The sequence below is a fragment of the Limimaricola soesokkakensis genome (genome assembly GCF_900172345.1).
Taxonomy (GTDB): domain Bacteria; phylum Pseudomonadota; class Alphaproteobacteria; order Rhodobacterales; family Rhodobacteraceae; genus Limimaricola; species Limimaricola soesokkakensis.
Genome location: NZ_FWFY01000002.1, coordinates 470534 through 491557, shown reverse-complemented (window position 1 = coordinate 491557; position 21024 = coordinate 470534). Strand labels below are relative to the sequence as shown.

Below are 21024 nucleotides of genomic sequence, written 5' to 3'. Positions count from 1 at the left end.
AAAACCTGAAAAGGCGCCCCGCGGGGCGCCTTTTCCTTTGGCTTCTCCTTGTAGGCGGCCCGGACGCCGAGGCGTCCGGGCCTTTCCACCTCGGGCCCCCGGGGGAGGTCAGCTCGGGGTGAAGTCGGGATAGGCCTCCATGCCCAGCTCGGCCATGTCGAGCCCGGTGACCTCGGCCTCTTCGCCGACCCGGATGCCCATGACGGCCTTGAGCACCATCCAGACCACGAGGCTGACTACGAAGGTGAAGATACCGACGATGACGATCGGGACGATCTGGCCCGCCAGGGTGGCGTCGGGGTTGGTGAACAGCACCGCGATGGTGCCCCAGATGCCGCAGAACAGGTGCACCGGGATCGCGCCGACCACGTCGTCGATCTTCATGCGGTCGAGCATCGGCACCGCGAAGACCACGATCACGCCGCCCACCGCGCCGATCAGCGTCGCCGCGCCGAGCGTGGGGGTCAGCGGTTCGGCGGTGATCGAGACAAGGCCCGCCAGCGCGCCGTTCAGCACCATGGTGATGTCGGGCTTCTTGTAGAGCAGCTGTGTGAAGACCAGCGCGGCCACCGCACCGCCCGCCGCGGCGGCGTTGGTGTTGGCGAAGATCCGGCCGATATCGGCCACGTCGCCCACGGTGCCCATCGCCAGCTGCGAGGCGCCGTTGAAGCCGAACCAGCCCATCCACAGGATGAAGGTGCCGAGCGTCGCCAGTGCCAGGTTCGAGCCCGGCATCGGGATCACCCGGCCATCCTTGAACTTGCCCGCCCGGGCGCCAAGCACCAGCGCGCCGGCCAGAGCCGCCCAGCCGCCGACCGAGTGCACCACGGTCGAGCCGGCGAAGTCGAGGAAGCCCCACTGGCTATCGAGGAAACCGCCGCCCCATTTCCAGCTCGCCTGGATCGGGTAGATCAGGCCGGTCAGCACGATGGTGAAGATCAGGAAGGGCCAGAGCTTGATGCGCTCGGCCAGGGTGCCCGAGACGATCGAGGCGGTGGTCGCCGCGAACATCAGCTGGAAGAAGAAGTCGCCCGAGGTCGCGGCATAGCCGTAATCATCGGCCGCATCGCGACCGATGCCGACCGCCTCCATCACCGCGACGCCGAAGGCGCCGATATAGCCGCCGGTCTCGTCCGAGCCGATCGACCAGTTACCCAGCGGATACATCAGGTTGTAGCCGATCAGGTAGTACATGATCCCGGCGAGCGAGAAGAGCGCGACGTTCTTCATGCACTGCATGGCGACGTTCTTGGAGCGCACCAGACCGGCTTCGAGCATGGCGAAGCCCGCCGCCATCCAGAACACGAGGAAGCCGCCGATCAGGAACAGCAACGTGTTGAGGATGAAGGCGGTGTCGGTCGCGGCGGCGATACCCGCCTCGAGCACGGCGGGTTCGGCGGCCTCGGCCGCCTCCTGTGCGAAGGCCGGGCCGGCCATCAGGCAGGCAAGCGGCGCAAGCCCGCGAAGCGGGGTTTTCCAGTTAGTCATTCCTTGGTCTCCTGGGAGGGTCGGCTCAGAGCGCGTCGTCGTTGATTTCGCCGGTGCGCACGCGCAGCGCGCTCTCGACGTCCAGCACGAAGATCTTGCCATCGCCGATCTTGTCGGTACGGGCGGTCCTGGCGATGGTCGCCACCACCTGCTCGGCCAGCCCCTCGGGGACCACGATCTCGAGCTTGACCTTCGGCACGAAATTCACGGCGTATTCTGCGCCGCGGTAGATCTCGGTGTGACCGGACTGGGAGCCGAAGCCCTTGATCTCGGTCACCATCATGCCGCGCACGCCCTGCGAGGTCAGCGCCTCGCGCACCTCCTCGAGCTTGAACGGCTTGATCGTTGCGATGATGAGTTTCACGTCGGTCCCCTTGTGGCGTCTCGGTTCGACTGCCCTCAACAGCCCCGCATCCTGCCTTCGGGGCAAGCTTCGGCGCGGCTGATAAATGCCCCGGACCGGGCAGGATGCACAATTTTTGCACAATGGCGGATAACTGCTCGATTCGTGGGCGGCATAAAAAAGCCGACATCGCAAAACCGGGCTGCTCAACATTCCGCTGCGATGCGGCTATGGTGGCGCCAATCATAACGGACAGGCAGCGGCAGATGAGCGCGAGCAACGGCAGGAAACCGCCCCTAACTGCGGAGCGGCGCTACGGCGCGGGCGGCGGCAAGGGTGGTGGCAAGGGAAGCGGCGGCGGCGGCAGGCCCGGCGCGGCAAAGCCCGCGACGCCCGCCGCCAAGTCACGCCGCCGCGCCGCCAAGCCCGCCAAGGCCAGGCCGCGCGGTCCGCTGGGCTGGCTCTCGGCGCTGGTGTCGGGGCTGTTGCGCTTCGTGATGCGGGTGATCTGGGGCGTCGGCTGGCGCGTCGCCGTGGCGCTGAGCCTCGTGGTGGGCCTCGGCGTCGCCTATTACGCGGCGCAACTGCCTCCGGTCACCAACCTCGTCGATGGCCGCGCCCGCGGCTCGGTGACGCTGCAGGACCGCGATGGCGCGACCTTTGCCTGGCGCGGCGACCAGTTCGGCGGCATGGTCACCGCCGACACCATCAGCCAGCATTTGCGCAACGCCGTGGTCGCGACCGAGGATCGCCGCTTCTGGTGGCATCCGGGCATCGACCCACAGGGCATCGCCTCGGCGGTCCGCATCAACCTCTCCGAGGGGCGCGGCCCGCTCTCGGGCAATGGTGGCTCGACCATAACCCAGCAGACCGCCAAGCTTTTGTGCCTCGGCAAGCCGTTCGATCCGGAAGTCTGGAAGAACGAGAGCGAATACGAGGCCGACTGCCGTCGCACCACGCTGTGGCGCAAGGTGCAGGAGGCGGTCTACGCGATGGCGATGGAGGCGCGCTATACCAAGGAGGAGATCCTGACGGTCTACCTCAACCGCGCCTATCTCGGTGCCGGCACGCGCGGCTTCGAGGCCGCCTCGCAGCGCTATTTCGGCAAGCCCGCCGCGCAGGTGAACCCGGCCGAGGCAGCGATGCTGGCGGGGCTTCTGAAGGCCCCCACCACCTACGCCCCCACCAATAATCTCGGCCGCAGCCAAAGCCGAGCCAACGTCATCGTCGGGCTGATGCAGGAGCAGGGCTATCTCGCGGCCGCCGAGGCCGAGGCGGCCCGCGCCAACCCCGCCACGCTCTCGGCCACCGCGCAGCAGGACCAAGGCGGTTATTTCGCGGACTGGGTGATGGAGACCGGGCCCGAATTCTTCACCCGCGACACCACCGAGGACGTGGTGATCCGTACAACGCTCGACCCCCGCATCCAGACCGCCGCCGAAAAGGCGCTGCTGCAGGTGTTCGAGGAGCGGGTCAGCCCCGGCTCCGAGGCGCAGGCGGCGATCGTGGTGATGAGCGCCGACGGCGCGGTGCGCGCCATGGTCGGCGGCCGCAACGTCTCGGCTTCGGGCGCCTTCAACCGCGCCACGCAAGCGCTGCGCCAGACGGGCTCGGCCTTCAAACCATTCATCTACGCCGCCGCGCTCGATCTGGAGAAGGAACCCACTAGCTTGGTCGATGATAGTCCTCTGACTATAAACATCCCTGGTTCCGGACCGTGGTCGCCAGAGAATTACGACCGGCAGTATGATGGGATGGTGACGCTCACCGAAGCGCTGGCCGAGAGCCGCAACATCCCTGCGGTGCGGGTTTCCGAGGAAGTCGGCCGCGAGAACGTGCGCACGGTGGCCTCGATGTTCGGCATCGACAGCGACCTCGCTGCCGGGCCGGCGCTGGCGCTGGGCGTGTCGGAGAGCACGCTTCTCGAGATGACCGGCGCCTATGCGGGTATCCTCAACGGCGGCTCGTCGGTGACGCCCTACGGCCTCGTGGAGCTGCGGCTCAAAGGCGACGACACGCCGTTGATGGGTACCGGCGGTGGCATCGGCGAACGGGTGATCAGCCAAGACGCCGCTGAAAAGCTCACCTGGATGATGAGCCGCGTCGTAGCCGAGGGCACCGGGTCCCGCGCCCAGATCGACGGCTGGGAGATCGCGGGCAAGACCGGCACCACCCAAGGCGCGCGCGACGCCTGGTTCGTGGGCTTCGCGGGCGATTACGTCGCCGGCGTCTGGATGGGCTATGATGACAACCGGCCGCTTTCGGGCGTCACCGGGGGCGGCCTGCCCGCCACGATCTGGCGCGAGACCATGGTGCGCGTGCTCGAGGGCCAGCCGGTGAAACCGCTGCCGATGCGGGTGCCCGAGCCGAGCCAAGCCACCGGCGCCATCGCCGATAGCGGCAACGTCTCGCCCTCGAACGGGCAGGCCAGCGACCCCGAGACCGATCGGCTGCTGCGGGAAATGCTCGGCACGCCCGAGGGCCAGCAGCCTCAACCCCAGCCGCAGCCGACGGGCGAGGCCTCCGGCAGCCGCGAGCGGATGATTCTCGACGTGCTGACCAACATCCTCGGCGCGGCCACGAACTAGTTCAGTTCGGCTCCCCCGCGCCGATGGCGCGGGCCGAGGCGCCGCCGCTGGCATCCGGCCCGCCCTCGTCCTCATCCCCGTCTTCGTCGGGCGACGCCTCGTCCCCATCGGATGACGGCGCGCCGGCCTTGGGGGCCGTCGCGCCCCCTGCCGGTCCGGGCAGGGCGGTGACAACCGGTACTTCGACCTTGGGCAACTCGACCCGAGGCAGTTCGACCACGGGCAGCACCACGCGGGGTGGCGGCAACCCGTCGCCCCCGCCCTCGGTCTCCGCCTCGATCTCGGCGCCCGTTTCGGCGGCTTGCTCCGCCTCCTGCGCTTCGGCCGTGCAGCGCTCGTAGCGGAAGGCATAGCCGTCCCAGAGCATGATCAGGCCGTCATCCTCCGCCGCGCGCATCAGCAGCGCCCGCTCGCTCCAGCGGGTATCGCCGGCGCTGCACTCCATCGTGTAGAGGGTGGCATCCATGTCGACCACATCGACCGGGCGCGTCATCCGGCACTCGCTGTCGATCCCTTCGAACAGACCGTCAGCGATCCGTAGCGCCCCGCCTTCCTCGCCTATCTTGGTGCAATCGGCATCCCGGCTGAGCCGGTAGGTGCCGTCATAAGGCGCGGCTGCCGCACCGCTCGCCAAGAGCGCCGCCAGTGCCAAGCCACCGATCCAGCGGCTGTTTTTCATGAAGTCGTCGGACATGGAGTGAAAGCTAGCGGCAAGAATCCGCAGGTCCAGAAGTCGTTGCAAAACAATCGCTGCAGCCCTGATCGCAACATGCTACCCAGCTTGCCGCGTTTGCTCTACTAAGGGTGACGTAGCGGACCTACGGGGAAATGAGGCCGATATGACACATGATGCAGGCGCCATTGGCGCCGCAGAACTCCGCGCTGCGCGCAACCAGAGCCTCTGGCTGTTCTGGGCCGTGGCGATCTTCAGCTTGATCGTCAACGTGCTGATGTTGACCGGTCCGCTCTACATGCTCAACGTCTATGACCGGGTATTGGGTTCCCGCTCGGTCGCGACCTTGGTGGCATTGTCGGTGCTGGTGGTGTTCCTCTACGCGATGATGGGGCTTCTGGACATGGTGCGCGGCCGGGTGATGAACCGGATCGCGGCGCGGTTCCAGGCCCGGCTCGACCAGCGCGTCTTTTCCGCGGCGCTGCGCGCCAGCTCCGGCCCGAAGGCCCGCGCCGAGGCCGCCACCGCCCAGCGCGATCTGGAATCGATCCAGCGCTTGATCGCGTCGCCAGCTCTGATGGCCAGCTTCGATTTGCCATTCGCGCCGCTGTTCTTCCTCGGCATCTTCATCTTCCATCCGATACTGGGCTTCCTCGGCCTGGCAGGCGCAGCGGTGCTGATCGTGATGGCGCTCGCCAACCAGCTGATGACCCGCAAGCAGCTGGAGGAGGCCAACGCCACCTCCTTCCGCTCCGAACAGCTCGGCACCCAGATCCGTCAGGACAGCGACATGGTGCAGGCGCTGGGCATGCGCGGCGCCGCTTTCGGACGCTGGAACGAGGCGCGTTCGCGCTCCCTGACCGCCTCGATCGACGCTACCGATACCGGTGGTGGCTTCTCCGCCGTGATCAAGGCGTTCCGGCTTCTGCTGCAATCCGCGATGCTGGGCCTCGGCGCCTATCTGGTGCTGCAGGGCGAGATGACGCCGGGCGCCATGATCGCGGGTTCGATCCTGCTCGGTCGCGCGCTGGCGCCGATCGAGATGATCGTCAACCAGTGGCCCTCGTTCCAGCGTGCTCGCGAGGGCTGGCACCGGCTCACGGTGCTGTTGGGTGAGGTTCGCCCCGAAGAGCCTCGCACCACCCTGCCTCGCCCCCGGGCCCGCATCTCCTGCGAGCAGGTCACCGTGCTGCCGCCCGGCGAGAGCCAAGCCGCGCTGCGGATGGTGAGCTTCGTCGTGGAGCCGGGCCAGGCGGTCGGCGTGATCGGCCCGTCGGGTGCCGGCAAATCGACGCTGGCGCGCGCCGTGACCGGCCTGTGGCGCCCCGCCGCCGGAAAGATCCGCCTCGATGGCGCCAGCCTCGACCAGTACGACCCCGACGTTCTGGGCAGCTATGTGGGCTACCTGCCGCAACAGGTCACCCTGTTCGACGGCACCATCAAGGAAAACATCGCGCGGATGTCGCGCAGCCCGGATGACGCGGAAGTGGTGCGCGCCGCCAAGGCCGCGGCCGCGCACGAGATGATCCTCAAGCTGCCGGATGGCTACGACACCCCGGTTTCCTCCAAGGGCGGCCGCCTCTCCGGCGGCCAGATCCAGCGCATCGGTCTGGCCCGCGCCCTTTATGGCGACCCGGTTTTCCTGGTGCTCGACGAGCCGAACTCCAACCTCGACAACGCTGGCAGCACCGCGCTGAACCAGGCGATCCGCGACGCCAAGGAGGCCGGGAAATGCGTGCTGATCATGGCGCACCGACCCGCCGCGATCGCCGAATGCGATCTGATCCTGATGATCGAGGGTGGCGGCCGTCGGGCCTTTGGCCCCAAGGACGAGGTGTTGCGCGAAATGGTGCAGAATCATCGTGAAATCGCTGCCTCCGGCGGCAAGGGCGGAGGCGTCTCGTGAACCGCAAACCCCTTTCTCCCGCGGACGGCCCATCGGCCTGGTCGGCGGCACGGCCCTTGATCGTGGGCTTTCTCGCCCTCGTCGTGCTGCTCGGCGGCTTCGGCACCTGGGCCGCAATGAGCCAGATCTCCGGGGCCGTGGTGGCGTCGGGCCGGGTCGAAGTCGATCAGAACCGGCAGGTCGTGCAGCATCCCGATGGCGGCGTGGTCGAAGAGATCCTCGTCGACGAGGGCGACGAGGTTAAGGCGGGCGACCTGCTGATCCGGCTCGACCCCGAGGAGATCCGCAGCGAACTGGCCGTTGTCGAAGGCCAATTGCTCGAAGTTCTGGCCCGCCGGGCCCGGCTCGAGGCCGAGCGCGACAACACTCAGGAGCTGAACTTCGACCCTCTGCTACTGGAGACCGACAACGAGGTCGCGCCCGAACTGATGGAGGGTCAGCGGCGGCTGATCGAGGCGCAGCTCGAGAGCGAGCAGCAGCAGGCCGACCAGCTGGCCCGCCAACGCGAGCAGATCGCCGACCAGATCGTCGGGCTCGAATCCCAGCAGACCGCCGTGGCCAAGCAGCTCGAGATCGTCGAGAAGGAGCTGGCGGACCAGCAATCCCTGCTCGACCGCGGCTTGGCTCAGGCCCAGCGGGTGCTGGCGCTGCAGCGCGAGCAGGCCAACCTGTTAGGGCGCGAAGGCGAATTGAAGGCCTCGACGGCACAGGCCGGTGGGCGCATCGCCGAGATCGAGATCGAGATCCTGAAACTGGCCTCGACCCGGCGGCAGGAGGCAATCAGCCAGCTGCGCGATTTGCAGTTCAACGAGATCGAACTGTCGAACCGCCGCCGCGCGCTGCTCACCCAGCTCGACCGGCTCGACATCCGCGCCCCGGTCGGGGGCATCGTCTACGGCCTCACGGTCTTCACCCCCCGATCGGTGATCCGCGCCGCCGAGCCGATCCTGTACATCGTGCCGCAGGACCGGCCACTGGTCATCGCCACTCAGGTGCAGCCCACCGATATCGACCAGCTGTTCCTGGGCCAGGAGGTCAGCCTGCGCCTGCCCGCCTTCGACCAGCGCCGCACCCCGGAACTGACTGGCGAGGTGGTGCAGATCTCGGCCGACGCCTTCCAGGACGAGGGTCAGGCCATCTCCTACTACCGCGCCGAGATCCGGTTGCCGGAGGGCGAGATGGACAAGCTGCCGAAGGACATGACCCTGATCCCCGGCATGCCGGTCGAGGCCTACATCCGGACCAGCGACCGCACGCCACTGGCCTATCTGGTCAAGCCGCTGGCCGATTACTTCGCCCGCGCCTTCCGCGAGGGGTGAGCCGACGTTGCCCTTGGTTCCGGCGCAAGCTAGCTTGCGCCGGAACCAACACCCGGAGGGACGTCATGGGCATCGCCGCGAACATCGAAACGAAACTGGCCGAGATGGGGCTCGCGCTTCCCGAGGCGCCGAAGCCCGCGGCCAATTACGAGCCCTTCGTGATCCATGACGGGCTGCTGCACGTGTCGGGCCAGATTTCGGCCGGACCGGACGGGCTCATCACCGGCCGTCTCGGCGACAACATGACCACCGAAGAGGGCGCCAAGGCCGCCCGCGCCTGCGCGCTGAGCCTGCTGGCCCAGGCCCGTGCCGCCTGCGACGGCGATCTCGACCGCGTCGCGCGTCTGGTGAAGCTGACCGGCTTCGTCGCCTGCACCCCCGATTTCACCGAGCAGCCCAAGGTGATCAACGGTGCCTCCGACCTGATGGCCGAGCTTCTGGGCGAGGCCGGCCGCCATGCCCGCGCCGCCGTCGGCGTGGCCGCGCTGCCGCTCGGCGTCGCGGTCGAGGTCGAAGCCGTCTTCGCCCTCGCATGAGCCGCACCGCCCCGGCGCTGCCGCAGGGCTTTCTCGACCGGCCCATCGCGCATCGCGCCTTTCACGGCGCGGGGCGCCCCGAAAACTCGATGAGCGCGATCCGTGCCGCGATCGAAGCGGGGTTCGGCATCGAGATCGATGTGCGCGCCTCGCATGACGGCGCGGCCATGGTGATCCACGATGCCGCGCTCGACCGGCTGACCCGCGAACGCGGGCTGGTCGCGTCGCGCGATGCCGCGGCGCTGCAGGCGCTCCAGTTGATCGGCAGCGCCGATACCATCCCCACCCTCGAACAGGTGCTCGACCTCGTTGCCGGCCGGGTGCCGCTGCTGATCGAGATCAAGGATCACGACTACACGCTCGGCCCCAATGTCGGCGTGGTCGAACCTGCCGTGGTCCGTGCGCTCGAAGGCTATGCGGGCCCCGTCGCGGTGATGTCGTTCAACCCGCACGCGGTGTCCGAGATGGCCCGCCTCGCTCCCGACCTGCCGCGCGGTCTCGTCACCTGCGCCTTCGAGCCCCAGGACTGGCCTGACCTTCCGGCACGCACCGCCGCGCGGCTGCGCGAGATCCCCGATTACGACAATCTGGGCGCCAGCTTCATCAGCCACGAGGTGTGCGATCTCGACCGGCCGCGCGTCGCCGAACTGCAGGCGCAGGGTGCGAAGATCCTGTGCTGGACGACCCGCTCCCCCGAGGAGGAGGCCGCAGCACGGCGCATTGCCGACAACGTGACCTTCGAGGGCTACCTTCCGGGCCCCGCCACCGCTTGACCCCACGCCCCGGGGGCCCAACTCTGCGGCCATGAGCCAGACAGACACGGACCCCGAGGCGGTGGTCGAGATCACCGCCCATGCGCGCCTGCGCGACATCGCCGCCGCCGAATGGGATGGCTGTGCCTGCCCCGAGGCGGCGACGGGCCGTCCGCGCGACCCCTTCACCACGCATCGCTTTCTCTCGGCGCTCGAGGAGAGCGGCTCGGTCGGACCCGGCACCGGCTGGCAGCCGCATTACATCACCGCCCGGCGCGGCGGCGAGCTGATCGGCTGCGCGCCGCTCTACGCCAAGGGTCACAGCCAGGGCGAATACGTGTTCGACCACGCTTGGGCCGACGCCTATGAGCGCGCGGGCGGCGATTACTACCCGAAGCTGCAGATCGCGGTGCCCTTCACCCCGGTGACGGGGCGGCGTTTCCTTACCAAGCCGGGCTTCGAGGCCGAGGGTATGGCGGCGCTGCTGCAAGGCGCGGTGCAACTCGCGGCCAATAACAACCTGTCGTCGCTGCATGCCACCTTCTGCACCGAGGCCGAGGCCGTGGCGGGCGAACAGATGGGGCTGATGCGCCGCACCGGGCAGCAATTCCACTGGATCGACGAGGGCTATGGCGATTTCGCGGGTTTTCTGGCGGCGCTCTCCTCACGCAAGCGCAAGACCATCCGCAAGGAGCGGGAGGGCGCAAGTGCGGCGGGGCTGCGGATCGAGCACCTGACCGGCGCGGATCTGAAACCGCATCACTGGGACGCGGTCTGGGCCTTCTATCAGGACACCGGGCGGCGCAAATGGGGCTCGCCCTATCTCAACCGCGCCTTCTTCGAGATCGCGCACGAGACCCTGCGCGACGACATGCTGCTGATCCTCGCCTCCGACGGCAACCGGCCGGTGGCCGGCGCGCTGAACCTGATCGGGCGCGACACCCTGTTCGGCCGCTACTGGGGCGCGCTCGAACACCATCCCTTCCTGCATTTCGAGCTGTGCTACTATCAGGCCATCGACTGGGCGCTGGCGCATGGCCTGCCCCGGGTCGAGGCCGGCGCGCAGGGCGAGCACAAGCTGGCGCGCGGCTATCTGCCGGTGGCGACGCATTCGCTGCACTGGATCGCCGATGCGGGGTTTCGCGACGCGGTGGCGCGCTATCTCGAGGCCGAACGCGCGGCGGTGGACGAGGAGATCGAGGTGCTGACGGGCTACGGCCCGTTCCGGCGCACCCGAATGGAGGATCAGGAATGACCGAGACGCTCGACGAGGCGGGCCGCAAGACGTTGAAGGCCGCGGGCTGGACCCCGGAACCGGATCGCGACGCGGTCACCAAGACCTTTCGCTTCAAGAACTTCGTCGAGGCCTTCGGCTTCATGACCCGGGCCGCGCTCTGGGCCGAAAAGCTGAACCACCATCCAGAGTGGAGCAATGTCTACCGGACCGTGACCGTCACGCTCACCACCCATGACGCGGGCGGGCTGACCGAGCTCGACGCCAAGCTCGCTTCCAAGATGGACAAGCTGGCGGAAGGCTGAGCGGCCCCCGCATGCGCAGCGAGCGCGGGCCGCCGTTTCGGACGGCCCTGCGCCCCGGCCAGCCGACCGATGCGTGGGCCGGCGGACGTGTATCGGAGAAGCGTGAAAGAAGGCCCTTTCCCGACAGGGATCAGAGCGCCTCGACCATGCTCTCGCCGCCCGAAATGTCGCAGGTGCCGGTGCCCTCCTCGGGGTGCCAGACCTTGACCACCCCATCCTCGGCCATCAGGGCGAACCGCTTGCAACGGCGGATGAAGCCGCGATCGGGGTTGGAGAACTCCATGCCGATCGCCGAGACCCAGTCGCAGCCCGGATCGCCCAGCAGGGTGATCCCCGCCGCCGTGGCGCCGGTGGCCTCGCCCCAGGCCCTCATCACGAAGGGATCGTTGACGGAGATGCACAGCACCTCGTCGATCCCCTTAGCCCTCAGCGCCTCCTTCGAGCGGATGAAGCTAGGCACATGCGCGGTCGAGCAGGTCCCCGTAAAGGCGCCGGGCAGGCCGAAGATCACGACGCGGCGGCCCTTCAGGATCTCGTCCAGACTCACCTTTTCCGGGCCATCCGGCCCCATCCGCAGCAGATCCGCCCCCGGCAGCCTGTCTCCCAGCCCGATCGTCATGCCTCGCTCCCTTTCGCGATTGCGGTCAGGTCCCAGCGATATAGGTTGCCGCAGGTCAGCGGAAGAAGGAGCGCGCCCATGTCCCATTTCGTCGTGATCGGGGCCGGACAGGCCGGTGCCGCCCTCGTGGGTAAGCTGCGCGCCGAAGGCTTCGACGGTCGCATCACGCTGGTCGGCGCCGAGACCGCGCCGCCCTACCAGCGGCCGCCGCTCTCCAAGGCCTATCTGCTCGGCGAAATGCAGAAGGAGCGGCTCTTCCTGCGTCCCGAAAGCTGGTATGGCGATCACGGCGTCGATCTGCGGCTGGGGGCGACGGCGACGGCGCTCGACACCACGTCCCGCAGCGTGACGCTCTCGGATGGCGAAACGCTCGCCTATGACCGGCTGGCGCTGTGCACCGGGGCGCATCCCCGTCGCCTGCCCGCCGCGATCGGCGGCGATCTCGCTGGCGTCTTCACCATGCGCGATCTCGCCGATGCCGACAGGCTGGCGCCGGAACTGGTCGAGGGGCGTCGCCTGCTCGTGGTCGGCGGTGGCTATATCGGGCTAGAGGCGGCGGCGGTGGCCGCCAAGCGCGGGCTCGAGGTCACGGTGATCGAGCAGGCCGAGCGGATTCTGCAGCGCGTGGCGGCGCCCGAGACCGCCGGATATTTCCGCGACCTGCATCGCCGCCACGGCGTCGAGATCCGCGAGAGCTGCGGTCTGGAAACGCTTCTGGGCGAGACGCGCGTGACCGGCGCCCGGCTCACCGACGGGACCGAGATCGCCTGCGACTTTGCCGTCATCGGGGTCGGCGTGGCGCCGGGCACGGCGCTGGCCGAGCCCGCGGGCCTCGCGGTCGAGAACGGCATCCGCTGCGACATCCATTGCCGGACCTCGGACGAACATGTCTGGGCCGCCGGCGACTGCGCCTCGCTGCTCTGGGGCGACATGCGCATCCGGCTCGAAAGCGTCGGCAATGCCATCGACATGGCCGAGACGGCGGCGCTGAACATGATGGGGCGCGGCGTCGAATACCGGCCCCGCCCCTGGTTCTGGTCGGACCAGTTCGACGTGAAGCTGCAGATCGCCGGGCTCAACGCCGGTTGGGACGCGGTGCATGTTCGGCCCGGCGAGAGCCCCGCCCAATGCTCGCACTGGTATTATCGGGGCGACCGGCTCATCGCCGTGGACGCGATGAACGACAGCCGCGCCTACATGGTCGGCAAGCGGCTGATCGAGGCGGGCAAGTCGCCCGACCCGGCGCGGGCCACGGACCCGGGTGTCGAGCTGAAGGCGCTGTTGAAATGAGGATCATCGCCGGCAGCCATCGTGGCACGGCCCTCGCCGCGCTCGGCAAGGGCGATGCGGGCGCGCATCTGCGCCCCACCGCCGACCGGGTGCGTGAAAGCCTGTTCAATGCGCTGATGGGCGGCCGCTACGGCGATCCGATCACCGAGGCCCACGTGCTCGATCTCTTTGCCGGCACCGGCGCGCTGGGGCTGGAGGCGCTATCGCGCGGTGCGTCCCACGTCACCTTCGTCGATGACGGGCGCGTCTCGGGGCGTTTGATCCGCGAGAACGTCGCCAAGCTGCGCGTCGCGGATCGGGTGACTCATCTGAAATGCGACGCGACCCGCCTGCCCGCCCCCGAGGCCCCAGCGGGGCTCGTCTTTCTCGATCCGCCCTATGGCAAGGGCCTTGGCGCGCGGGCGCTGGCCTCGGCGCTGGCGCAGGGCTGGATCGCCACCGGCGCGCTGATCGTCTGGGAGGAGAGCGCGCCACAGCCCGCGCCCGAGGGGTTCGCCCCGCTCGATACGCGTCGCTACGGCGACACCCATGTCACGCTGCTGGAGCGGCTCTAGATATCCCAGGTTGGATGAAACCGGTCGGCCGGCGACAGGGTGAAGATCTCGTTGCCCTGCGCGGTGATGCCGATCGAATGCTCGAACTGCGCCGAGAGCGACTTGTCGCGGGTCACCGCGGTCCAGTCGTCGCCAAGTACCTTGGTCTCGGGACGGCCCAGATTCACCATCGGTTCGATGGTGAAGAACATGCCCTCTTCGAGCACCGGCCCGGTGCCGGGGCGGCCGTAATGTAGCACGTTGGGCGGCGCGTGGAACACGCGGCCCAGCCCGTGGCCGCAGAAATCGCGCACCACCGACATGCGATTCTCCTCGACATAGGACTGGATCGCATGGCCGATGTCGCCGAAGGTGTTGCCCGGCTTCGCCGCCTCGATACCGCGCATCAGCGCATCATGGGTAACCTGGATCAGCCGCTCGGCCTTGCGCCCGAGCTTGCCCGCCACGTACATCCGGCTGGTATCGCCGTACCAGCCATCTACGATGACGGTGACGTCGACGTTGAGAATGTCGCCGTCCTTGAGCTTCTTGTCGCCGGGAATCCCGTGGCAGACCACGTGGTTGACCGAAATGCAGCTGGCGTGCTGGTAGCCCTTGTATCCGATCGTCGCGCTTTCGGCGCCGGCCTGCTTGATCAGGTCGGTGATGAGACGATCGATCTCAGAGGTCCGCTGGCCCACGACGACATGCTCGGCGATGTCGTCGAGGATCGAGGCGGCAAGCCGCCCGGCACGGTTCATCCCCGCGAAATCCGCGAGATCATGGATGCGGATGCCGTCGCGCGTGAGGCGGCCCTTGCGTTCGTCAGCGGCGGTCTCGTCCAATGTGTCACCTCTTTCCCTTTGCCCATGAAATAGGCCCTATGGCCGGGGGAATCCACCCGCTCGCGTGGAAATGGCCCCGCCCCTGCCCTATACATTGAGGCAACAGACGGAGCCCGCCAATGACCGAACGGACCAGCAACCCCACCGCCGCCATGCTCGTCATCGGCGACGAGATCCTTTCGGGGCGGACCCGCGACAGCAACATGAACCATCTCGCCCGCGAACTGACGCTGCGCGGCATCGACCTGCGCGAGGCGCGGGTGATCTCCGACGATCACGACGCCATCGTCGCGGCGGTGCGCGAACTGTTGGCCACCCATGACCACCTGTTCACCTCGGGCGGCATCGGCCCGACCCATGACGACATCACCGCCGAGGCGGTGGCCGCGGCGATGGAAACGCCGATCGACGTGCGCGACGACGCCCGCGCGATCCTCGCCGCGCATTACGAGGCCCGTGGGGTCGAGCTGAACGCCGCCCGGCTGCGCATGGCGCGCATCCCCGATGGCGCCACGCTGATCGACAACCCGGTCAGTGCCGCGCCGGGATTCTCGCTGCGCAACGTTCATGTCATGGCGGGCGTGCCGCGCATCTTCGAGGCGATGCTGGCCGGGCTCCTGCCGACGATCCCCGGCGGCCGCCCGGTGCTGTCGCAATCCTTGCGCGTCGAGCGCGGCGAGGGCGACGTGGCCGAGCCGCTGTCCGAGCTTGCCCGCGCGCATCCGACGCTGGCCATCGGCTCCTATCCGTTCACCGAGAACGGCGTCTCCGGCACCAACGTCGTGATCCGCGGCAGCGACGGCGCCGAGATCGAGGCGGCGCTGGTGCAGCTCTCCGGTTGGCTCGAAGCGTGACGCCGCAGGCGGGCTTCGCGACGCTCGCCGCAACATGGCCTGCCGCGGCCACGCGCGATCTCGGGCCGATGCGGCTGCGCGACGGCGCGGGCGGCGGCAGCCGGGTTTCGGCCACGACGCTGGAAGGGCCTTGGCAACCCGCCGACGTCATTGCCGCCGAGACGGCGATGCGCGCGGCCGGTCAGGTGCCGCTCTTCATGCTGCGCCAAGGCGAGGACGATCTCGACGCGGCGCTGGGAGCGCGCGGATACGGGATCATCGATCCGACCCTGATCCTTGCCGCGCCACCGGACAAACTTGAGACAGGCAGCCCCCGCGCCGTCTGGCCGCCACACCCCGAGCAGATCGCGATCTGGGAGGCTGGCGGCGTCGGCCCGTCGCGCATCGCAGTGATGCAGCGGGTGACGGCGCCCAAGGCGGTGCTGCGGGCCGCGCAGGCCTGCGCCTTCGTCGCCTGCCACGAGCGCCACGCGATGCTGCACGCGCTCGAGGTTGCGGCACCGGCGCGGCGGCGTGGCACAGGGCGGGCGCTGATGGCGATGGCGGCGGGCTGGGCTCGCGCCGCCGGCGCGCAGAGCCTCTGCCTCGCGGTGACCCGCGCCAACGCCCCCGCCCGCGCCCTCTATGCCGATCTCGGCTATGCGGAACTGACCGGCTATCACTACCGCCGCGCCGCCGCATGAGGCGGCTGCTGCCACTGGCCCTACTCTGGCCCGGCCTCGCCTTGGCGCAGCCGCCGGAACTGCCGCTTCCCGATGGCGCGGTCCGAACGGCCGGGATCCTGCGCGAGGCCGATGCCTATGCCCTGCCCACCGGCCCCGCCCGCGACGGGCCGCCCCCCGCCACGCAGTTGCAGGGAGACGTGCGGATAGAGGCGTGGCGCATCGCGGATGCCCCCGATCCAGCTCGAATCCTCGCGCCGATCCGCGCGGCTCTGGAGCGCGCGGGCTTCGAGATCCTGCTCGACTGCGCGGCAGAAGGCTGCGGCGGATTCGATTTCCGCTATGGGACAGAGGTGCTGCCGCCACCGGAGATGCATGTCGACCTCGGCGCGTTCCGGGCCCTTTCGGCCCGGCGCGACGGGCCCGAGGGCGCGATCGCGGTGAGCGCGCTGGCGAGCCGCGCCGGGCCCTCTGCATTCCTGCAGCTGGTCACGGTCACGCCCGACGGCGAGGCCGTGTCAGTCACCGCTCCGGCCGCCACACGCCCGGGCATTCCAGCGTCCAATGGCTTGACCAGCGAGCTCATGCGCGAGGGACACGTTGCGCTGAACGGCATCGATTTCGCCCCCGGCAGCGCCGAGCTACGCGTGGCCGACATCCCGGCGCTCGACGCTTTGGCCGCGTGGCTTGCCGCCGATCCGTCGCGCCGCCTTGTGCTGGTGGGCCATACCGATATGACCGGCCCGCTCGACGCCAATATCGCGCTGTCGCGGCGACGGGCCGAGGCGGTGCGGCGCAGGCTCACCGAGGCCGGCATCGCGCCGGCCCAGCTCGAAGCCCATGGGGCGGGCTGGCTCGCCCCGCGCGCGCCCAACGCCACGGCAGAGGGCCGCGCCGCCAACCGCCGGGTCGAGGCAGTGGTCCCGGGGGGTTGAATTCGCGACATAACGGTCTTCCATGAACCGTATTGGAGGACAGGCATGGCCGGACATTCGCACCAGCATCATGGCGGCCACGGCCACCATCATCATCACATCGACCCGGAGGCGGGCGACTGGCGGGTCGGCGGCGCGATCGCGGTCAATCTCGCGCTGACGCTGGCGCAGATCGTGGGCGGACTCGTGTCCGGCAGCCTCGCTCTGATCGCCGACGCGCTGCACAACCTTTCGGACGCGGTCTCGCTCGGCATCGCCCTTGCGGCCCGCCGCATCGCCCGGCGTCCCGCGGATGCGGAGATGACCTTCGGCTATGGCCGGGCCGAGGTGGTGGCGGCGCTGGTCAACTACACCACGTTGATCTTGATCGGGCTCTATCTCGGCTACGAGGCGATCGCGCGCATCTTCGCCCCCGAGCCGGTCATCGGCTGGATCATGATCTGGGTCGCCGGGCTGGCGCTGGTGGTCGATCTCGTCACCGCCGCACTGACCTACACGATGTCCAAGGACAGCGTGAACATCCGCGCCGCCTTCGCGCACAACCTCGCCGATGCGCTGGGCTCGGTCGCGGTGATCGTGGCGGGCGTCGCGGTGCTGGTCTTTGGCTGGGTCTGGGTCGATCCGGCGGTAACGCTGGCGATCGCCGGCTACATCCTGTGGATGTCGCTGGGACAGATCGGCGGCGTGATCCGCATCCTGATGCTCGGCGCGCCCCCCGATCTCGACACGGCGGCCGTGCTCGACCACCTGCGCGGCATCGACGGTGTCGCCTCGGTTCACCACGTGCATCTGTGGCAGATGCAGGAGAACACGCCCGCGCTCGACGCGCATGTCGCGGTGCCGCAGGGGCGCTGGGGCGAGGCCGACGCGATCAAGGCGCGCGTGAAGCGGGCCTTAGAGGAACGCTATGGCATCGGCCATGTGACGCTGGAGATGGAATGCGCGGCGCATGCCTGCGATGGCGCCAGCGCGATCGGCCACGGATGAAAAAAATGCGACCCCCGAGGGGGCCGCAAGGTCGAAAGCGGGATGCAGCTCCGCTTTCGGGGCTACCAGGTGTCGGGGCCCTTCTCGGCGAAGGCCTCGACCAGGAAATCGATGAAGGCGCGGACCTTGGGCTGGGTGAAGCGACCCGGCGGGTAGACCGCGTAGATGCCCTGCGTCTCGGTCGGCAAGTCCGGGATCGCCTCCTCCACCAGACCCTTTCGCAGCGCGTCCGCGTAGAGGAAGGACGGCAGATAGGCGATGCCGAGCCCGCCGATGCAGGCATTGAGCAGCGACTGTCCATCATTGACGGTGAGCCAGCCCGCGGTGCGCACCTGCCGCTTTTCCCCGGAGGGGGCGGTGAGCTTCCACACCGCGCCATTGGCGGCGTTCGAGTAATGCAGCAGCTTGTGCTCGTTCAGATCGTCGATCCGCGCAGGGCGGCCATACCGCTCGAAATAGGCGGGGGAGGCGATCATCTTCTTGGAAGTCTCTGTAAGCTTGCGAGCGCGCAGCGTGCTGTCCTCCAGCTCGCCGATGCGGACCGCCATGTCGAAACCCTCGGAAATCAGCTCCACGAAGCGGTTGTTGAGAACCATGTTGACGGTGATGTCGGGAAATTCCTGAAGGAAATCGCCGAGCACCGGGCTCAGATGATTGACCCCGAAATCGGTGGCGACCGAGATCCGCAGCAGACCCGAGGGCGCCGATTGCATCGAGGTAACCAGCGCGTCGGCCTCGCCCGCGTCGTTGAGCACGCGCCGGGCGCGGTCGTAATAGGCCAGGCCGATTTCGGTCGGAGACACGCGCCGCGTGGTGCGGTTCAAGAGCCGCGCACCCAGCCGCGCCTCGAGCGAGGAGACATGCTTGGACACCGCGGATTTGGAGATGCCCATCTTGCGCGCCGCATCGGTGAACCCGCCTTGGTCCACCACGGTGGCGAAGGCCTCCATCTCGGTCAGCCTGTCCATGGCCGTTCTCCACGCTGTTCGTTTCGGTCGACCTCATGGATGACGGAGGATTCGGGCATGAATTGGTCCGTGCCCTGACAATATAGCGGTTTGGGCGCGACCGATGCGCAGGCGGAAACAGCTAGAGCGTAGCGGCGAGCCGCGTGCCCTGATCGATCGCGCGCTTGGCATCGAGCTCGGCCGCGACATCCGCGCCGCCGATCAGATGCGCCTCCACCCCGCTGCCGCGCAGGGCTTCGGCCAGCGTCCGCTCGCTCTCCTGACCCGCGCAGAGCACGATGGTGTCGGCCTCGATCAGCCGCGGCCCCTCCGAGGTGGTGATATGCAGCCCCTGCGCGTCGATCCGCTCGTAGCTCACGCCGCCCAGCATCTCGACGGCGCGCATCTGCAGACCAGCGCGATGCACCCAGCCGGTGGTCTTGCCAAGCCGCTTGCCCAGCTTCTCGGCCTTGCGCTGCAGCAGCGTCACCTTGCGGATCGCCGGGTCGGGGCGCGGCCCTTCGGGGGCGAGGCCGCCGCGCGCGACCGACGGATCGGTCACGCCCCATTCGGCGCGCCAGGCGGGCGGGTCGATAGTGGTGCTATGCCCGGTCACCAGATACTCGGCCACGTCGAAGCCGATGCCGCCCGCGCCGACCACGGCGACTCGTGGCCCCGCCTGCACCCGGCCTGACAGCAGGTCGGCATAGGAGATCACGTTGTCCCCCTCCTGCCCCGGGATGCCCGGATCGCGCGGTCGCACGCCGGTGGCGACGATCACCGCGTCGAAGTCCGCCAGCTCCTCGGCGCTTGGCGCGTGGCCGAGGCGCAGATCGATCGCGCTCGCGGCCACTTCCGTCTCGAACCAGTCGATCAGGCCGCGGAACTCCTCCTTGCCGGGGATCGCGGCGGCGTAATGCAGCTGCCCGCCGATCCGCTCCGCCCTGTCGAACAGCGTCACCGCGTGCCCCCGCTCGATCGCGGCCAGCGCCGCCGAGAGACCCGCCGGCCCGGCGCCGACCACCGCGATGCGGCGCGGAGTCATGACCGGCTCCAGCACCAGCTCGGTCTCGTGGCAGGCCCGCGGATTGACGAGGCAGCTCGACAGCATGCCCGAGAAGGTGTGATCGAGACAGGCCTGATTGCAGGCGATGCAGGGTGCGATGCGCGCGGCATCGCCCCGCGCCGCCTTGGCGACGAAATCCGGATCGGCGAGAAAGGGGCGCGCCATGGAGATCATGTCGGCTTGGCCCTCGGCGAGAATCGCCTCGGCCACCTCGGGCGTGTTGATCCGGTTCGAGGCGATGACCGGTGCCGCGACCTCCGCGCGCAGCTTCGCGGTCAGATGCGCGAAGGCGGCGCGCGGCACGGAGGTCACGATGGTCGGCACCCGCGCCTCGTGCCAGCCGATGCCGGTGTTGAGCACGTCGGCACCCGCCTCGGTCACGGCATGGGCCAGAGCCACAATCTCGGACCAGTCCTGCCCCTCCGGCACCAGGTCGATCAGCGAAATGCGGTAGATCAGCAGTTTTTCGGGGCCCAGCGCGGCACGGACCCGGCGCACAACTTCGACCGGCAGGCGCATCCGGTTCTCGAGGCTGCCGCCCCAGCGATCCTCGCGGCGATTGGTGCGCGGCGCGAGGAACTGGTTGAGGAAATAGCCCTCCGAGCCCATCACCTCGACCCCGTCATAGCCCGCCTCGACCGAGCGGGCGGCAGCGGTGGCGATGTCGGCGATCTGTTTCTCGATTCCCGCCTCGTCGAGCGCGTTGGGGGTAAAGGCGCTGATCGGGGCCCTGATCGCCGACGGCGCGACACAGTGCTTGGAATAGGCGTAGCGGCCCGCATGCAGGATCTGCATGGCGATGCGCCCCCCCGCCTCGTGAACCGCACCGGTGACCCTGGCGTGGTTCGCGATGTCCTCTTCGCTAAAGAGCCCGGCCGCGCCGGGATAGACGCCGCCTTCGCGGTTGGGCGCCATGCCGCCCGTCACCATCAGCCCCGCGCCGCCACGGGCGCGGACGGCGTAGAAGGACGCGACCCGGCCCCAGTCGCCGGTCTCCTCGAGCCCGGTATGCATTGAGCCCATCATCACCCGGTTGGGCAGGCGGAGCGGCCCGAGGTCGATCGGCGATAGCAGCGTCGGATATGCGGACATGTCGGGCCTCCCTGGTGCCCGGAGATTGGCGGCGCTTGACGCGCGCGTCA

At 68.8% G+C, this 21024-nt stretch carries 20 protein-coding genes; 13 read left to right on the top strand and 7 right to left on the bottom strand.

The genetic code is table 11. The features are described 5' to 3' along the window. Nucleotides 1–108: 108 nt before the first annotated feature. Both LOS8367_RS05125 and LOS8367_RS05120 read right to left on the bottom strand, forming a co-directional pair. Nucleotides 109–1488 carry an ammonium transporter AmtB gene (locus LOS8367_RS05125; RefSeq protein WP_085895394.1) on the bottom strand — a complete coding sequence of 460 codons (1380 nt, stop codon included), beginning with the start codon at nucleotides 1486–1488 and terminating at the stop codon, nucleotides 109–111. 25 nt (nucleotides 1489–1513) lie between these two features. Next, nucleotides 1514–1852 (bottom strand): P-II family nitrogen regulator, encoded by a 339-nt coding sequence (locus tag LOS8367_RS05120; RefSeq protein WP_085895393.1) that lies wholly within the window; start codon nucleotides 1850–1852, stop codon nucleotides 1514–1516. A 245-nt stretch (nucleotides 1853–2097) separates the two neighbouring features. Here LOS8367_RS05120 and LOS8367_RS05115 point away from each other — a divergent pair, with 245 nt between their 5' ends. After that, the gene (locus tag LOS8367_RS05115) at nucleotides 2098–4419 is read left to right on the top strand and encodes a transglycosylase domain-containing protein (RefSeq protein WP_085895392.1); all 2322 of its coding nucleotides are present in this window, start codon (nucleotides 2098–2100) and stop codon (nucleotides 4417–4419) included. A 1-nt stretch (nucleotide 4420) separates the two neighbouring features. Here the strand turns inward: LOS8367_RS05115 and LOS8367_RS19240 are convergent, their stop codons facing one another. Beyond that, nucleotides 4421–5113, bottom strand: a complete 693-nt coding sequence (locus LOS8367_RS19240) for a hypothetical protein (protein ID WP_242665504.1) — start codon at nucleotides 5111–5113, stop codon at nucleotides 4421–4423. 145 nt (nucleotides 5114–5258) lie between these two features. Here LOS8367_RS19240 and LOS8367_RS05105 point away from each other — a divergent pair, with 145 nt between their 5' ends. The 6 genes from LOS8367_RS05105 (at nucleotide 5259) to LOS8367_RS05080 (ending at nucleotide 11144) form a co-directional block, all read left to right on the top strand. Next, entirely contained in the window at nucleotides 5259–6998 is a 1740-nt protein-coding gene (locus LOS8367_RS05105) for a type I secretion system permease/ATPase (RefSeq protein WP_085895391.1), read from the top strand. Beyond that, a complete protein-coding gene (locus LOS8367_RS05100) occupies nucleotides 6995–8317 on the top strand; it encodes an HlyD family type I secretion periplasmic adaptor subunit (RefSeq protein ID WP_085895390.1) in 1323 nt (440 codons plus the stop codon). The genes LOS8367_RS05105 and LOS8367_RS05100 overlap by 4 nt, the downstream gene beginning before the upstream one ends. A 65-nt stretch (nucleotides 8318–8382) precedes the next feature. After that, nucleotides 8383–8853: a RidA family protein gene (locus LOS8367_RS05095; RefSeq protein WP_085895389.1), complete on the top strand. Its 471-nt coding sequence runs from the start codon at nucleotides 8383–8385 to the stop codon at nucleotides 8851–8853. After that, nucleotides 8850–9626, top strand: a complete 777-nt coding sequence (locus LOS8367_RS05090; RefSeq protein ID WP_085895388.1) for a glycerophosphodiester phosphodiesterase family protein — start codon at nucleotides 8850–8852, stop codon at nucleotides 9624–9626. Before LOS8367_RS05095 ends, LOS8367_RS05090 begins: the two co-directional genes overlap by 4 nt. 31 nt (nucleotides 9627–9657) lie before the next feature. Then, on the top strand, nucleotides 9658–10860 hold the full coding sequence (locus LOS8367_RS05085; protein WP_085895387.1) for a GNAT family N-acetyltransferase: 1203 nt from the start codon (nucleotides 9658–9660) through the stop codon (nucleotides 10858–10860). Next, nucleotides 10857–11144 carry a 4a-hydroxytetrahydrobiopterin dehydratase gene (locus tag LOS8367_RS05080; RefSeq protein ID WP_085895386.1) on the top strand — a complete coding sequence of 96 codons (288 nt, stop codon included), beginning with the start codon at nucleotides 10857–10859 and terminating at the stop codon, nucleotides 11142–11144. The genes LOS8367_RS05085 and LOS8367_RS05080 overlap by 4 nt, the downstream gene beginning before the upstream one ends. 130 nt (nucleotides 11145–11274) lie before the next feature. Here LOS8367_RS05080 and LOS8367_RS05075 read toward each other — a convergent pair whose 3' ends face one another. Further along, nucleotides 11275–11763, bottom strand: coding sequence for a peroxiredoxin (locus LOS8367_RS05075; RefSeq protein WP_085895385.1), 489 nt, complete (start codon nucleotides 11761–11763; stop codon nucleotides 11275–11277). 78 nt (nucleotides 11764–11841) lie between these two features. Here LOS8367_RS05075 and LOS8367_RS05070 point away from each other — a divergent pair, with 78 nt between their 5' ends. Both LOS8367_RS05070 and rsmD read left to right on the top strand, forming a co-directional pair. After that, nucleotides 11842–13053 carry an NAD(P)/FAD-dependent oxidoreductase gene (locus LOS8367_RS05070; protein WP_085895384.1) on the top strand — a complete coding sequence of 404 codons (1212 nt, stop codon included), beginning with the start codon at nucleotides 11842–11844 and terminating at the stop codon, nucleotides 13051–13053. After that, complete coding sequence (gene rsmD / locus LOS8367_RS05065) at nucleotides 13050–13607, top strand: 16S rRNA (guanine(966)-N(2))-methyltransferase RsmD (RefSeq protein ID WP_085895383.1); 558 nt, start codon at nucleotides 13050–13052, stop codon at nucleotides 13605–13607. The genes LOS8367_RS05070 and rsmD overlap by 4 nt, the downstream gene beginning before the upstream one ends. On the opposite strand, the gene map is transcribed toward rsmD, so the two are convergent. Beyond that, nucleotides 13604–14431, bottom strand: coding sequence for a type I methionyl aminopeptidase (gene map / locus LOS8367_RS05060; RefSeq protein WP_085895382.1), 828 nt, complete (start codon nucleotides 14429–14431; stop codon nucleotides 13604–13606). The two genes, rsmD and map, sit on opposite strands and share 4 nt — an antisense overlap. 119 nt (nucleotides 14432–14550) lie before the next feature. On the opposite strand from map, the gene LOS8367_RS05055 reads away from it, so the two are divergent. Genes LOS8367_RS05055 through LOS8367_RS05040 form a run of 4 tightly spaced genes read left to right on the top strand, consistent with a single transcriptional unit; the run spans nucleotide 14551 to nucleotide 17869 of the window. Further along, nucleotides 14551–15285 (top strand): competence/damage-inducible protein A, encoded by a 735-nt coding sequence (locus LOS8367_RS05055; protein WP_085895381.1) that lies wholly within the window; start codon nucleotides 14551–14553, stop codon nucleotides 15283–15285. Beyond that, nucleotides 15282–15968, top strand: coding sequence for a GNAT family N-acetyltransferase (locus LOS8367_RS05050; protein ID WP_085895380.1), 687 nt, complete (start codon nucleotides 15282–15284; stop codon nucleotides 15966–15968). Before LOS8367_RS05055 ends, LOS8367_RS05050 begins: the two co-directional genes overlap by 4 nt. Beyond that, nucleotides 15965–16882 carry an OmpA family protein gene (locus LOS8367_RS05045; RefSeq protein ID WP_085895379.1) on the top strand — a complete coding sequence of 306 codons (918 nt, stop codon included), beginning with the start codon at nucleotides 15965–15967 and terminating at the stop codon, nucleotides 16880–16882. Before LOS8367_RS05050 ends, LOS8367_RS05045 begins: the two co-directional genes overlap by 4 nt. A 45-nt stretch (nucleotides 16883–16927) precedes the next feature. Next, entirely contained in the window at nucleotides 16928–17869 is a 942-nt protein-coding gene (locus tag LOS8367_RS05040) for a cation diffusion facilitator family transporter (protein ID WP_085895378.1), read from the top strand. Between the two features lie 62 nt (nucleotides 17870–17931). On the opposite strand, the gene LOS8367_RS05035 is transcribed toward LOS8367_RS05040, so the two are convergent. After that, the gene (locus LOS8367_RS05035; protein ID WP_085895377.1) at nucleotides 17932–18837 is read right to left on the bottom strand and encodes a LysR family transcriptional regulator; all 906 of its coding nucleotides are present in this window, start codon (nucleotides 18835–18837) and stop codon (nucleotides 17932–17934) included. A gap of 121 nt (nucleotides 18838–18958) precedes the next feature. Further along, nucleotides 18959–20974 carry an NADPH-dependent 2,4-dienoyl-CoA reductase gene (locus LOS8367_RS05030; protein ID WP_085895376.1) on the bottom strand — a complete coding sequence of 672 codons (2016 nt, stop codon included), beginning with the start codon at nucleotides 20972–20974 and terminating at the stop codon, nucleotides 18959–18961. Between the last annotated feature and the right edge of the window lie 50 nt (nucleotides 20975–21024).